Raw genomic sequence first — 14,451 nt, 5'->3', positions numbered from 1 at the left:
GCCCTCCCCCGGTCCCGCGCTGCCGGCCAGCCAAATCCTGCAGCCCAGCTCCCAAAACCTGCAGCCCAGCGACCAAAACCCGCGGCCCAGCTGGCAAATGCCGTTACCCAGCAGCCAAATGTCGTAAAACTTGCAATTTATTAATGGAGACGATTTCCACTTATGTAAACTTGCAGGTCAGAGCGTTTTTGTAGCTCGGAGCCCAGTCCCCGATTTCACGAATTACCACTTTTCCGACACTTACGGGAAAACACAGTCCATAGAACAGCAAAGCCGAGCCCCACCCTTCCAGGCCCATGGCATCCCCACCCTCCAGGCCTGGGGACGCCTCAACTACCAGGCCTGGGACAGGTCCGCGTGCTGGCGGATCCACGCATGCATCGCAATCCCCGCTGCTACACCCGCATTAATGGACCGCGTCGAACCGAACTGAGCAATGGAGACCGTCATCCGCGCAGCATCCTGCGCCTCCTGGGTCACACCCGGCCCTTCCTGGCCAAACAGCAGCAAACACCGCTCCGGCAGTTCCGCGGTTTCCAGTGGCACGCATCCCGGGGTGTTATCCACCGCCACCACAACTAGCCCTTCCCGGGCGGCGAATTCCAGCACCTCTCCCACCGTCGCATGGTGCTGTAAGTGCTGGTAGCGGTCAGTAACCATCGCCCCGCGCCGGTTCCAACGCCGCCGCCCAACAATGTGCACGGTATCCACCGCGAAGGCATTCGCAGTGCGCACGACGGTGCCAATGTTCGAGTCGTTTTCGAAGTTCTCAATGGCAATGTGCAGCGCATGCCGACGGGTATCAATATCCGCAATGATCGCAGACTGCTTCCAATATCGGTAAGCATCCACCACGTTGCGCCTATCCCCGGCATCCAGCAGCTCAGGGTCGAAGCGCGGATCCGTCGGGCGGGGCTGGTCGGGGTGTTCTTCTTCCCAGCTACGCACCCCACGGGGATGCTCCAGCCACTCCGTCGGTCCGGGTTTATCGTGTGATTCGGGGGAGGTGGGCGTCATCAAAAATACCTAGGAAAGACCCAGGTCGGACAGCCCCAACAGAGAGCGGTACTCGACTCCCTCGGCCTCAATAACATCCTTGGCGCCGGTCGCACGATCCACGACCGTGGCCACGCCAACGACAGTCGCGCCAGCCTCGCGGGCAGCGGCGACGGCGGTCAGCGGGGAGTTACCCGTGGTGGTCGTGTCCTCGACGATGAGCACCCGCTTGCCCTCAATATCCGGGCCTTCGATGCGGCGCTGCATGCCGTGCTTCTTGGCTTCCTTGCGCACTACAAAAGCGTCAATAGGGGTGCCGTCTGCATGCATAATCGCCGTCGCCACCGGGTCCGCGCCCAGGGTCAGCCCGCCGACGTGTGCATAGTCCCAGTCGGCGGTCAGCTCGCGCAGCAGTTCGCCGATCAGCGGCGATGCCTCGTGGTGCAGGGTCGCACGGCGCAGGTCGACGTAATAGTCGGCCTCCTTGCCGGAGGAAAGGGTCACTCGCCCGTGCACTACCGCCAGCTCCTTTACGAGCTCAGCGAGGCGTTGTTTCTTGGCTTCATCGATCATTGCGGTTGCTCCTTTTGTTATTGCTGGTCGTCTTCGACGACCTCGCCGTCGACGGTTTCGTACTCAATCGGTTCGATGGGTTCGGGGCGGGCGTGGCGTGCCTCTGGCGCACGATGACGCCCACCGCTCCGCCGACGCTGCGTCACAGGAGACAGACGCACTGCAGTGGACTTAGTCTCCTCGAATTCCTCGAAAATAGTGGCCTCTTCCGCCTCGACGCGGATGACCTGCGCATATTGCGAGTTGTGCGAGCTCATGTGCTCGGGATCCTCACCCAGGCGCGGGATGCCTCCGTCGCGGCGACGTCGCCGTCCCGCGTGGAGGTCGTCATCCTCCGCGGGGTCGTCGTAGTCGCCCACGGCGAAGCTTTCGAAGCTATCCGGGTCTCCGCCTTCCCAGCGTGTGTGCGTGCGAGAGGGGAAGGTCACCGGCTCGGCGGGGCGGGTGATGTCGGGCCGCTCCGGGTTCGGCACTTCCGCGTGCGCGGCAGCTTCTTCGGTGCGGACAGTGTTGTCTTGCGCGGGGTTGAACTCTGCGGCGGCTGAGGCGGTGTCGTCGCTACCTTCGGCATTAGTATCGGCAGCACCATCGGGCACGGCCCGCAGGTGTGCTGCGCGGCGGGAGGAGGTCTCGGCGGCTTGTTCCTCGATCTCCTCCTGGTTCACCGGGTCGGCGGTGTTCACCTGCAGCGGACCGCCCGGCAGGGGACGCAACTGGTCGGCAGACAGCATCTCCAACGGCGCGCTGGTCTGCGCCGGGGGCAGCACCATCGCTGCATCCACCAAGGAGCGCAGCCGCGGCAGAATCTTCTGCCACACGTGGAAGTCGAGCTTGCGGGAGATCCGCACGACCGTCCAGTTCTGCCCCCACGCAACGTCGCGCGCGACCTGCGAAAGCGCAGCCAGGGAGTCCTCCACGCGGGCGTCCAGCATGCGGTCCAACGCGCGGACGTCGGTGGTGTACGCGGCGAACGGAGGCTGGTCCAGAAGGTCGGTGCGGCGCATGCCAGCAGGCTGGGCAGCATCGACGGAATACAGTACTTGAACTGGTGATTCTTCCACTCGGCGCATGGCCATCAGAGTGGATGATCCCACGTCTCCGATGTGCACCTGGTGCCCGTCGACGAAGCCGCTGACAACCTCGCGCAGCGTCGGCACCCCGCGCCGCTGATCCCCCAGGATGGTGATGGGCCAGTCGCGCGCGACTTCGCTGTCTTCCTTCGTGTACTCAAAGCCGTTGTCGGCCGCCCATTGGCGACGCCGCCTGCGGGGAAAACCGAAAGCCGCCATTGCTGACGCGGGCCCGGACGCAGGCGCAGCCGCAGGCGTGGGGGAAACGGGGCTCTCCCCCTCTGCAGGCTCATCGTCGGACCAATCCTCCGACGGTTCCTCTGCCCAATCGTCTGCGGGACTTTCGCCTAGTCCATCGTCTGCACTATCGGCCTGGTAATCGTCCGCGTCATCCTCGTAGTCGTAGTCTTCGCCGGACTCGTCATCATCCCCGGACCACGAGTCAAACTGCGGGCCATCCCATCCTGCGGACCATTCTTCGTCGTCCAGCTCGGACCACTCGCCGCCCTCGCCCTCGGGCCATTCGTTGCCCTCAAGCTCCCCCTCGGGGTCGTCCTCGAAGCTGCCATCAACGTAGCCCTCATCCGTGGACCAATCCGCGGCCTCGTAGGAGTTCCCCCTGGCATACCCGTCGGTTCCCTCACCGGTGCTATCTTTTGCGCGCAGGAGTAACCACACGGCAAGGCCCAACAGGGCCAAGCCGAGGATTAATGCGAACATGGAACCGACCATAGGGTCTTGTTTTACTCGTTAGCCGCCTGGTAAGCCTCAGCCTCCATCAGCTCGCCGGCCTCGGTCACCTTGACCTCGTACAGCCAGCCCTCACCGTATGGATCCTCGTTGATCAGACCAGCGTTGTCTTCCAGCGCCTCGTTAACAGCCACAACCTCGCCAGAAACCGGTGCGTAGATGTCGGAAACGGACTTGGTGGACTCAACCTCGCCGAAAGCCTCGCCGGCCTCAACCTCGGAGCCGACCTCCGGCAGCTCGACGAACACGATGTCACCCAGCGCCTCAGCGGCGATGTGGGTAATGCCCACGCGCACGGTCTCGCCCTCAACAACAGCGGAGGTGTTAACCCACTCGTGCTCTTCGGAGTACAGGAAGTCAGTTGGCAGTGCAGTCATTGTTTTAAGCCTCTCTTGTGAAACCTTGTGTGGTTACTTCTGTGGTTGTCTGCCCAAACCTTACACCAGCGGGCAGACAACCCTTTTCGTTACTTCTTGCGTTACTTCTCGCGGGAGTAGAACGGCAGCGCCACGACCTTGTATTCGAAGCGCTTGCCACGGATGTCCACCTCCACGGTCGCACCCTCGGCGGCCGCGCCGGAAGACACTGCGGACTTCGCGACATATGCCAGTGCCACCGGGTGGCCCAGCGTCGGCGACAGCGCACCGGAGGTCACGGCACCGATGGCCTTCTCGCCCTCTCCTGCGAACACCTCGTATCCCCCACGGGCAGCGCGACGGCCTTCGCCGGCCAGCCCGATAAGTACCTGCTGGGTGCCCTTTTCCTTGGCGGAAACGATGGCGTCACGACCAACGAAAGAATCCTTCGACTTCGTCGCCGCGAGGATTCCCAGACCCGCATCGACCGGGGTGAGCTTCAGCGACAGCTCGTTGCCGTACAGCGGCATGCCGGCCTCCAGGCGCAGGGTGTCGCGGCAGGCCAGGCCACACGGCAGGCCACCCAGCTGCGCGGCCTGATCCATGGCCTTGGTCCACACGATCTCCGCACCGTCGTTAGCCACGATCAGCTCGAAGCCGTCCTCGCCGGTGTAGCCGGTGCGGGCCACCAGCACGGGCTGACCGGCAGCAACACCGCTGAATGCCGCGTAGTAGCCCAGCCCCTCGATGGCCTCGGCAACGGTCTCGCCCGCGCCGGATGCCTCGGGTGCGTCCACCACGTTCTCCACGATCTCCAGCATCGCCTGCGCGGCCTTCGGACCCTGCACGGCGATCATGGAGGTCTCGTCGGACTCGTTGTTAACCTCCACGTCGAAGCCCTCGGTGCGACTCTGCAGCGCAGAAACCACGTTGTCCACGTTGCCCGCGTTCGGCACGATCAGGAACTCGTTTTCGCCCAGGCGGTAGGTGATCAGGTCGTCGATGATGCCGCCGGATTCGGTGCAGATCATCGAGTACTTCGCCTTGCCGATCTTCACGGCCGACAGCTTGGAAATCAGCGCGTGGTCCAGGAACTCCGCCGCCTGCGGGCCGGTCACGCGAACCTCACCCATGTGGGATAGGTCAAAAACACCCACGGCGTTGCGTACAGCGTGGTGCTCGTCCAGCTCACTGCTGTACTTCAGAGGCATGTCCCAGCCGCCGAAGTCGGTAAATCGCGCGCCCAGCTTCTCGTGCACCAGGTGCAGCGCGGTCTTCTTTAGTTCGGTCATGTCTTGTTCTCCTTCTTCTCTTTGTGACGCCCTTAGCCTCAGCGGACCCTAGTCCTCGTTGATTGCGAAGTCTTCCAGGGGCGGGCAGGTGCACACGAGATTGCGGTCGCCATAGGCGTTGTCGATACGACGCACGGGGGTGAAGTACTTGGTGTGTCGCAGGCTGGCCACCGGGTATGCGGCCTTGGCACGGCTGAAGTGACCACCGGATACAGCTTCCTCGAAGTCGTCCCGCACAACAGAATAGGCGGTAAACGGCGCGTGGCGCAGAACGGACTGTTCGGCGGTGACCTTGCCGTCGATAACTTCCTGAATCTCCCCGTGGATGGTGATCATCGCTTCGATGAAGCGGTCCAGCTCTTCCTTGTCCTCCGACTCGGTGGGTTCCATCATCAGGGTACCGGCGACCGGGAAGGCCAGGGTCGGGGCGTGGAAGCCGAAGTCCATCAGGCGCTTGGAGACGTCCTCGGCGGTGATGCCGGAGTCCTTCGTCAGCTCGCGCAGGTCCAGGATGCACTCGTGGGCCACCAGGCCGGTGTCACCCTTGTAGAGCGTCGGGAAGTAGTCCTCCAGCTTGCGGGAAACGTAGTTGGCGTTCACCAGGGCCATACGGGAGGCCTCGGTCAGGCCCTCGTCACCCATCTGGGCGATGTAGGACCAGGTGATCGGCAGCACGCCAGCGGAGCCGTACTGTGCGCCGGAGACCGGCTGGCCGGTCTGCAGGGCAGCATCGCCCTCGACGACGTCGGCATTCGGGTCGGTGGGCAGGAACGGGATCAGGTGCTCTGCCACGCACACCGGGCCCACACCCGGGCCGCCACCGCCGTGCGGGATGGTGAAGGTCTTGTGCAGGTTCAGGTGGGAAACGTCGCCGCCGAACTCGCCCGGCTGGGCCAAGCCGACCAGGGCGTTCAGGTTAGCGCCGTCGACGTACACCTGGCCGCCAGCATCGTGGACCTTCTGGCAGACGTCGCGCACCTGCTCCTCGAACACGCCGTGGGTGGAGGGGTAGGTCAGCATGATGGCGGCGGTCTGCTCGCCGTACTTCTCCAGCTTGGCCTCCAGGTCCGGCACGTCGATGGAGCCGTCCTCGGCGTTCTTCACGGCCACAACCTTCAGGCCCGCCAGTGCTGCAGAGGCAGCGTTGGTGCCGTGCGCGGAGGCCGGGATCAGCACGATGTCGCGCTGGTCGTCGCCACGGGACTGGTGGTAGCGGTGGATCGCCAGCAGTCCGGCGAGCTCACCCTGGGAGCCCGCGTTCGGCTGGACGGAGACCTTGGCGTAGCCGGTGATCTTTGCCAGGCGCTCCTCCAGGTCCTCGATGAGCTCCAGCCAGCCCTGTGCCTGCTCGGCCGGGGCGTGCGGGTGGATTCCAGCAAAGCCCGGCCAGGTGATCGGCTCCATGGAGGAAGCCGCGTTCAGCTTCATGGTGCAGGAGCCCAGCGGGATCATCGTGCGATCCAACGCCAGGTCGCGGTCGGCCAGCTTGCGCATGTAGCGCATCATCTGGGTCTCGGAAGTGATGGCGGTGAAGATCGGGTGGGTCAGGATCTCCTCGTCCTCTGCGCGCAGCACGCCGGCCTCGCCCAGCGGGCCGGCGGTGACGTCGAAGCCCGCGGAGTTGACCTCGCCGGTGCGGGAGCCCAGCACCTCGATCAGCTTGGCGATGTCCTCATCCGTGGTGGACTCGCCGACAGAGATGCCGACGAAGGAATCGTTAACCTGGCGCAGGTTGTAGCCTGCCTCGGCTGCAGCGCGCAGAGCCGTGGGGGCGTCCCCAAGAGAAGAACCAGACACGTCAACGGTGACGGTGTCGAAGAAGGTATCGTGCGCCAGCGTCAGGCCAGCCTCGGACAGGGCAACGGCCAGGGCAGTCGCGCGGGCATGCACACCCTCGGCGATGGCGCGCAGGCCAGCCGGGCCGTGCCAGACCGCGTAGAAACCGGCGACGACGGCCAGCAGTGCCTGAGCGGTACAGATGTTACTGGTGGCCTTGTCGCGGCGAATGTGCTGCTCACGGGTCTGCAGGGCCAGGCGGTAGGCCGGGGTGCCCTCGGCGTCCACGGACACGCCCACGATGCGGCCCGGCAGCTTGCGCTGCAGAGCTTCGGTGCAGGAGATGAAGCCCGCGTGCGGGCCGCCGAAGAACAGCGGCACGCCGAAGCGCTGGGCGGAGCCGACGGCGATGTCCGCGCCCTGAGAGCCCGGGGAGGTCACCAGAACCTGAGCTAGCAGGTCACAGGCAACCGTCACCAAGGCGCCGGTCTCCTTCGCCGCGGAGATCAGGCCGGACAGGTCGCGCATGCGACCGGTAGAGCCGGGGTTGGAAAGCACCACGCCGACGAGGTTCTCGCGGCCCTCGAAAGCAGCGGCAGCGCTCTCACCGGCGCCGTCCTCGCCGTCCAGGTCCACGACCTCCACCGGGATGCCCGCAGCCTCAGCGCGAGCCAGGGTGACGGTGATGGACTGCTGGTGCAGGGAGGAATCCAGCAGCACCACGCCACCCTTCTTGGCGACCTTCGCATTGCCGCGAGCCATCAGCTGCACAGCCTCGGCCACGGCGGTGGCCTCGTCCAGCAACGAAGCACCAGCCACCGGCAGGCCGGTCAGGTCCTGCACCATCGTCTGGAAGTTCAGCAGGGCCTCAAGGCGACCCTGGGAGATCTCCGGCTGGTAGGGAGTGTAGGCGGTGTACCAGCCCGGATTCTCCACCACGTTGCGGCGGATCACGGCCGGGGTGATCGTGTCGAAGTAACCATTGCCGATCAGCTGCTGCTTCTGCACGTTCTTGTCAGCGTAAGCACGCAGGGCGGCCAGGGTGTCCGCTTCATCCAGCGCCTCCGGCAGGCCGATCGGACCAGCCTGGCAGATGGACTTCGGGAGGGCATCGTCGGCCAGCGCGACGGAAGATTCGTAGCCCAGGTAATCGAGGATCTCCTGGGTATCGGCCTGGTTCGGGCCGATGTGGCGCTGAACGAAGGGGGCTGAATTACGGCGAGTAGCTGCAGAAGACATAGCTTTATAGGGACTTTCCGGTCGTAAGTGCACGGTCGTTAAAAGGAGCCCTCCCCACTCTGTCGCTTGTGCCTGAGAGCTTCACCCGGTCAACCCGGCTTTTCTCCTTCGGCGCCCGCGTGCACACGACTGCGCGCAGGTCTTTCCAGAGTTGCCTCACTGTGACGGTACTTGGGGCCTGAGAGTGTCCCGGGGAGGAATTGCTCCGTCGGCGGCCGGCGCGTGACGAGCGCCGAGCCTCTCCCACCACAGCTAAAAGCGGCAAAAATGTATGCAGTTTTCTCCCACATCATAGCCGTAGTGCGACGGATCACTAAAGAATCCTGACAATGCGGAAAATCTCATTCCGCCCGCATCCCCCCATTCCAGCAGCCAAAATAATGAGCATGGCAAAACTTTCCAGCATCCTCCCCTTCCCTTCTCGCTCACTGCCCGCCGTCAACGGCGGAGTGGCCATAGTCACCGGCGCCTCCTCCGGCATCGGCCGGGCAACGGTCGCCGCCCTCGCGGAGCTCAAGGCCGACGCAACTACCGGCGACTCAAGCGGCACCGGCACGGGAACTTACGTCCCCGACCGCATCATCGGCACTAGCCGCAACCCCGACAGCATTACCGACCCCATCGACGGGGTGGATTACCTACCCCTCGACCTCGAAGACCCCGCCAGCATTGACGAGTTCGCCACCCGCGCCCTCACCCTCGGCCCACCGACCGTGCTGGTAAACAACGCAGGCGAAAGCCAATCTGGCCCCCTGGAAGAGCTCCCCGACGATGCCCTACATCGTCTATTTGAGATCAACGTTCTGGGACAAGTGGGCGTCACCAAGAAAATCCTTCCAACAATGCGGCAACAAGGGGCCGGGCGCATCGTGATGGTCGGCTCCATGCTGGGCAGCTTCCCGCTGGCCTACCGCAGCAGCTACGTCGCCTCGAAGGCCGCGATCAAGGGATTCGCCTTCGCCGCCCGGCGCGAAGTCCAGCCCTTCGGCGTAGGCATAACCGTGGTGGAACCCGGCTCCATCAACACCGGGCTTTCCACGCGGCGCACGAAGTACGTGGACTTGCAGGGACCCTACGGCGCGGAGTTCACCACCATGCTGACGAACCTGGACAACAACGAGGCCAACGGCATCTCCGCCGAGCGCGTGGCCGAGGAAATCCTGAAGCCCATCACCGCGGCCCGGCCCAAGCCTTTGTACGCAACCGGCTCGATGGCGCCGGTGGTCTTCCCGCTCTCGCGCGTGCTGCCGACCGCGACAATGCACTGGCTGATCAACCGGAAGCACGGGCTATAGGCACGCACCCAGCCAGTGCCGGCCCAGTGCCGGCCCAGTTCCCGCCCAGCGCCACTTAAGTCCGGAAGCTCTTGTCCCAGACGTCCTCCACGGGCTCGTCGTCGCGCAGGAAAAGCTCATCGTCGACATCGCGGCCCCGGCGGGTGGACCAGTCGTCCCACGGCGCGGCGAACAAAGCCAGTACCGCGGCGCCGACGATCCCCATGATCATCAGCATCCCCGCGACGACAATCAACCACAACGGCGAAGTCACATAGAAAACCATCGCCAGCAGCGCCGTCCCGACCAGCCCGATGCTGCTCATCAGCGTGTACAGGCGGTTCACGGGGTGCCGCCGGTGCCCATAACTATTGCGCTGAGTGGCCGCCAGTGGCCACACCTGCAGCACTGCCAACACCGCAAAATAAACCCCGGCGATGCTCTGCAACTGCTGCGGCGTGAAGATCTCCACCACCCGCGACAGCGCCAGAATCATGCCGACCACCGACAGGATGCTAAAAATCCTCCGTGTCATTGCCCAAGCACCCCCTTTACACCCAGAACAGGTTGTCGCCGTCCATCACAGGCTCACCGGAGAACACGTCTAGCTTTATTTCTGACGCCCCCATCTGCAACCCCAACACCATCACCACCGGATCGAACCCCATCCGGCCCAATTCCCGAGGAGCGCACGTGCACACGGGAGTTCCCTGACGCACCAGGTCTCCCTCCTGGACGTGCACGTCGAAGCCCTGGCCGTTGAGACGCCCGGTATCCACCCCCAACTGCATGAAGATCGACGGCTGGTCGGCCAGCGTCTCCGCGTGAGAACCGCCGGGCACCGACTGCGTCTGGATAACAAACATGTTCGGCGCCACGCGCTTCATCACTCCCCCGATGGGCGCGAGGATCTGCACAACCTCCACGCCCGCGTCGGGGATTACCGCCACACCGGCGCCAATGGTGCCGGTGGCGAGGATCGGGTCGGGGACGGAATCGAGGCTGACGGCTGTCCCCGCCAGCGGGGTCACAACGGGAAACTTCGCAGAGTGGTTCTGCGCAGCCACTTCGCGCTGCTGGCCAGGCCTACGGGGATCCAGGGAAAAGTTGGGATCCATACTCCTGCAGTTTAGTCGCGCTCGATGGGGCGCGAGGCGGAAGCGGACCATTGGGACCAACCTCCTACAAAGTTCTTCGCGCCTGGCAGGCCCGCGTATTCCATCGCGGCGATAAACAGGGAGGAGTGCAGGCCAGAGCCGGAGTACACGCACACGTCATCGCCACTGGTCACACCATTCTCGGCGAGGATCTTCCGGATTTCCTCCGGGGTCTTCACATGGCCGCTGGCGCTGCTGTCGCGCTCGCTGTGGTTGTTGAAGAGCTCCTTGACCGGGACGTTGATCGCCCCGGGGATGCGGCCCGCCTGGTGGTCGAAGCGTTCCTTTCTGCCGGAATAGCGGGAGGGCTCGCGGGCATCCACCAGGATGCGCTCCTCGCGCCACTGCTCTACTTCCTCGAGGTCGAGGGTCGGCATGCTGCCCGGGCGCACCGCCACGTTACCCCGGCCGCGCAGGGCTCCGATACCGCCGGCAACGTCGCCGCCCGCGGACTCCCAAGAGCTAGTGCCACCGTCCAGGATGCGGACGTTCTGCACACCTGCCCAACGGAAAATGAACCATGCGCGAGCCGCATAGAGGTTGGCGCCGGCGTCATAAATATAAACAGGACGACCATCCGTAATGCCCCAATCGTCAAAGCTTTTCTGCAGCCGCTCCGGCTCGGGCAGAGGGTTGCGGCCTTTGTGGCGGGACGGGATAGAGGCCAGGTGCATCAGGGGGTTACAGAACATGGCACCGGGGATGTGCTGCCCCACGTATGCCTCCCAGGCGCTGTTTTCGGTGCGCGCCCAGTGCGAGTCGATCACGGTCATGCGTTCGCCCCGCTGGAAAGCCTCCAGCATCTCCTCACCGGAGACGAAGGGGCTGGCGGGCTGCTGTTGGGCAGAAGAGTTGCTCATAGTTGCTTAGTGTAGAACCTCGCGCCCGCCGATGTTGCGCACGCTATCCCGCCGCGGCCGCCTTTCCGGAACGTTTACCCTTGCCCGGCCGTTTCCCTGTTCTCTCTGGGAACCAGCCCCGCACTGCAGCGAAGACGATAATGCCCACCGCCGCGACTGTCGCTATGCCTCCGATGCCCCAGGTCAGACCGGCTATCACCGCGATCGGGGCGAGGATGTTCATGCCAATTTCGATCGGCGCATAGCCCACGTAGGCAATGCCGTACTCGTTCATCGTGCCGGACTTCAGATCCGGGTCCACGATCTTCAGCAGCGCAATACCCGTAGCCACAGCGGCGGTGGCCCAGCCCCAGCCGAAGATGCCGCGCTCCAGCCACTTATCGCCGAAGAACATCGGCGCAATAACGAAGAAGAACAGGCTGCAGTACGCAATTCCCAGCACGAACAGGATCGCCAGCGGAACCAGGTAGTTCGCCACCGCGTCCGGCTTAATGGAGGCAATACCGAAGGCGATCATGAAGTCCGTCGACGCGCCGGAGATCGACTTCACCGTCTGCTGGTCCAGGTACTTCGGGCGTTTGATGACGTGCAGGAAGACCTTACCGCCAATGCCCACCACGAATGCCAGGGCAAACAGCGGCACCGATACCGCCGGGAAGAAGTGGCCGATGATCTGCTGGCCGATGTAGGCGAACATTACGGTCACTGCGATGAAGCCGGCATGCAGAGCCAGGGGCTCAATCGACGATGGGTTCGTGGTGGCCTTACCGATGGAAGGCTGCTTGGCTTCGTCCTCGATCTGGCCAGAGCGCAGCTCCCACGGCAGCTTCTCTGGCAGGGTGGACGTGCGCCCGGTGCGGATACCCCAGTTTGCGAAGATAATTCCACCGATGATCGCGGCCAACGTACCGACAGTCGCTGAGGTGAACCCCAGGGACATGGCGGCGTCCGCACCAATATCCCCAAACGCGCCACCGACGGCCGCGGCAGTGCCGAACCCACCGACGAAACCGACGGGCAGCATCATGCCGAACCACTCTGGAGCATCGAAGATCGGCGCGAAAACCAGCAGGCCAAGCAGCATGAAAATGCCCCACTGGCCGAGGAACATGGAGGTGGAAAAGCCCCACATGTTCTTCGCCTTCGAGGCATCGTTGGAGGCGAAGGTCATGCTGTACGGCATGGAGGCAAACACCACGGCGATCAGCAGGGTGGAGTAATCGCCCAGCGCGCCGGAGAACGGCAGCAGACCCAACACTTCGGGGCCGAGGAGCAGTGCAAGCAGGCCCGCAGTGATCGGCGCGGGGATCAGGAGGTTGCGGAACCATTCGAAGTGGCGCCTCATGAACGTGCCGATAATCAGCAGTACCGAAATCATGCCGACATCCATCAGCAGATCAAAGACCGTAAAGTCCATGGAGGCTCCCTCTTCTGTTCTCTATCTTTTCTCTTTGTGCTGTGTGTGCTCTGTTGCTCTGGGTATTTTATCGCACCCTCTTATTGACGCCTGCGTTTCCCGGACAAACATACTCAGCATCGGTTAAGTTCGAACTGTGCAGCGTGCTGCACGCTTGGAACATTTCGCCACGGGCGGCATTCCACACCCCGGATTCCTGATAGTTCCACCCCGGATTCCTGATGAGGCACAACAGCATGGCGCTAGCCGTCAACAGTCATCGCAAACGAGAGAAAGAGATTGCCCTACATGAAGAACACCCGCACTTCCGCTGACTCCGCCCGCTTCTCCAAGCGTCTCGGCGCAGCCTTTCTGACCGGCGCGTTGGCTGTCACCGGCCTGAGCGCCTGCTCGCTGCTAGGAGGAGAAGTAGCCCAAGAAGACGTGGAGAAGGGCATCTCCGATTCCCTGGAGAAGGAGATTGGCCGCAAGCCCGAGCGCATCGAATGCCCCAGTGGCCTGAAGGCCGAAGAGGGCGCGAAGATTGAGTGCAAGCTGCACGATTCCGGCGAGACGTACAGCGTTGACGTCACCGCAGACAAGGTCGATGGCAACGACGTTCACTACAACGTCGAGGTCGCTGACCAGCCAGAATAATTCCACAAGTACGACACACCCCGGACTCCCGCGCTGGCCACACAGCGCTGACACTCCGGCTACACAGCACTGGTGCCCTGAATACCCTTATGCATGCCCTATACATGCCCTAAATGTCGGAAATCTTGCAGAACGTTATTGGCACCATTTTCCACTACGGCAAATGTGCTGGTTAGAGGGTTTTTACAACTCACTCGCCAGAGCCCGTCAGAACGTTTTGCAACTTTTCCGACATTTAAGCCCTTTGGCACCTTTTCCACCTCCCACAAGCACCCCAAAGTGTGACCGAGACAGGACTCCACGCCCGCAGATGTCGCCAAACCGGGATCCCATAACCACAAATGTCGCTAGAACGAGAATGCTTTAGTGGGTACATTTTTCATTACCACATAAGTGCAGGTCAGAGGGTTTTGGATTTTTGAGAACCAGCACCGGCGCCGACGTATTCCCGTTCTAGCGACATTCCAAGCTTCACAAGGAGCCTGAGACGCCAAGCTTCACAAGGAGCCTGAGGCGCACATGAAGCGCAAACATGAAGAAACGCCCCCCCGGTGAACTGCTCCCCATTAGTTGGACTGAGAAATCAGTTACCGACTAGTGGGGAGCAGTTGTCATTGAGAGCACGAAGTTCGCTAAGTGAATATCAGCGCGAGCAGCTGGTGGAGTGTTTCGAGCAAGGCATGGGTTATACAGCCGCTGCCAATGCCCTTGGTGTCTCCAAGTATGCCGCCCGTATGCTCTGTCGTCGGTTTCAGCTGCATGGCAGGCTATGTCTTGTGGAGAAACCGACAAAGCAGCAGTACTCGTTCGAGGTCAAGAAGGAAGTTGTCCAACGTCACCTTGCCGGCGAGACAATGATGGATCTTGCCCGTGAGTTTGGCCTGTCGTCAGACCAACTCGTCAAAGATTGGTCCTGGAAATGGCGCAAAGGCGGCGATGAGGCGTTGAAACCGAAGCCGAAGGGCAGACCCAAAGGCTCGGCTGCACCGAAGCGGCTTACAGAAGAAGACAAGCTGCGCCGTCAGATCGCACGGTTGGAAGCGGAAAACGCGTAC

General features: G+C 62.9%; 13 protein-coding genes and 1 riboswitch. Of the genes, 3 read left to right on the top strand and 10 right to left on the bottom strand.

The genetic code is table 11. The features are described 5' to 3' along the window. Nucleotides 1-333 precede the first annotated feature (333 nt). From JQ46_RS08285 to gcvP, 6 genes are all read right to left on the bottom strand, one after another. Nucleotides 334-1,017: a TrmH family RNA methyltransferase gene (locus JQ46_RS08285; protein WP_034987181.1), complete on the bottom strand. Its 684-nt coding sequence runs from the start codon at nt 1,015-1,017 to the stop codon at nt 334-336. A 9-nt stretch (nt 1,018-1,026) separates the two neighbouring features. After that, complete coding sequence (gene pyrE / locus JQ46_RS08280; RefSeq protein ID WP_034987180.1) at nt 1,027-1,569, bottom strand: orotate phosphoribosyltransferase; 543 nt, start codon at nt 1,567-1,569, stop codon at nt 1,027-1,029. A gap of 17 nt (nt 1,570-1,586) precedes the next feature. Further along, complete coding sequence (locus tag JQ46_RS08275; RefSeq protein ID WP_237744786.1) at nt 1,587-3,359, bottom strand: hypothetical protein; 1,773 nt, start codon at nt 3,357-3,359, stop codon at nt 1,587-1,589. A 23-nt stretch (nt 3,360-3,382) separates the two neighbouring features. Further along, a complete protein-coding gene (gene gcvH, locus JQ46_RS08270; RefSeq protein WP_005297044.1) occupies nt 3,383-3,766 on the bottom strand; it encodes a glycine cleavage system protein GcvH in 384 nt (127 codons plus the stop codon). Between the two features lie 101 nt (nt 3,767-3,867). Next, on the bottom strand, nt 3,868-5,037 hold the full coding sequence (gcvT, locus tag JQ46_RS08265; protein ID WP_034987174.1) for a glycine cleavage system aminomethyltransferase GcvT: 1,170 nt from the start codon (nt 5,035-5,037) through the stop codon (nt 3,868-3,870). Between the two features lie 48 nt (nt 5,038-5,085). Then, nucleotides 5,086-8,052, bottom strand: a complete 2,967-nt coding sequence (gene gcvP / locus JQ46_RS08260) for an aminomethyl-transferring glycine dehydrogenase (protein ID WP_034987172.1) — start codon at nt 8,050-8,052, stop codon at nt 5,086-5,088. Nucleotides 8,053-8,101: 49 nt separating this feature from the next. Then, nucleotides 8,102-8,211, bottom strand: a riboswitch (glycine riboswitch). Between the two features lie 227 nt (nt 8,212-8,438). Here gcvP and JQ46_RS08255 point away from each other — a divergent pair. Further along, nucleotides 8,439-9,347: an SDR family oxidoreductase gene (locus JQ46_RS08255; protein WP_034987169.1), complete on the top strand. Its 909-nt coding sequence runs from the start codon at nt 8,439-8,441 to the stop codon at nt 9,345-9,347. A gap of 55 nt (nt 9,348-9,402) precedes the next feature. Here the strand turns inward: JQ46_RS08255 and JQ46_RS08250 are convergent, their stop codons facing one another. From JQ46_RS08250 to JQ46_RS08235, 4 genes are read right to left on the bottom strand one after another with little or no spacing between them, the layout of a single operon-like run. Beyond that, nucleotides 9,403-9,861: a hypothetical protein gene (locus tag JQ46_RS08250; protein WP_005297053.1), complete on the bottom strand. Its 459-nt coding sequence runs from the start codon at nt 9,859-9,861 to the stop codon at nt 9,403-9,405. A 16-nt stretch (nt 9,862-9,877) separates the two neighbouring features. Continuing rightward, complete coding sequence (locus JQ46_RS08245) at nt 9,878-10,444, bottom strand: PTS sugar transporter subunit IIA (RefSeq protein WP_005297055.1); 567 nt, start codon at nt 10,442-10,444, stop codon at nt 9,878-9,880. Nucleotides 10,445-10,455: 11 nt separating this feature from the next. Then, on the bottom strand, nt 10,456-11,343 hold the full coding sequence (locus JQ46_RS08240) for a sulfurtransferase (protein ID WP_005297057.1): 888 nt from the start codon (nt 11,341-11,343) through the stop codon (nt 10,456-10,458). 43 nt (nt 11,344-11,386) lie between these two features. Continuing rightward, nucleotides 11,387-12,760 (bottom strand): sodium/glutamate symporter, encoded by a 1,374-nt coding sequence (locus JQ46_RS08235; protein WP_034987167.1) that lies wholly within the window; start codon nt 12,758-12,760, stop codon nt 11,387-11,389. Between the two features lie 288 nt (nt 12,761-13,048). Here JQ46_RS08235 and JQ46_RS08230 point away from each other — a divergent pair, with 288 nt between their 5' ends. Both JQ46_RS08230 and JQ46_RS08225 read left to right on the top strand, forming a co-directional pair. Beyond that, nucleotides 13,049-13,396: a DUF4333 domain-containing protein gene (locus tag JQ46_RS08230; RefSeq protein WP_034987164.1), complete on the top strand. Its 348-nt coding sequence runs from the start codon at nt 13,049-13,051 to the stop codon at nt 13,394-13,396. A gap of 614 nt (nt 13,397-14,010) precedes the next feature. Then, nucleotides 14,011-14,451: helix-turn-helix domain-containing protein (locus JQ46_RS08225; RefSeq protein ID WP_034987384.1), on the top strand; the 441-nt coding region annotated here is incomplete at its 3' end.

Source organism: Corynebacterium jeikeium (assembly GCF_000738175.1).
Taxonomy (GTDB): Bacteria; Actinomycetota; Actinomycetes; order Mycobacteriales; family Mycobacteriaceae; genus Corynebacterium; species Corynebacterium jeikeium_C.
This window is presented reverse-complemented; position numbering and strand designations above follow the sequence as displayed.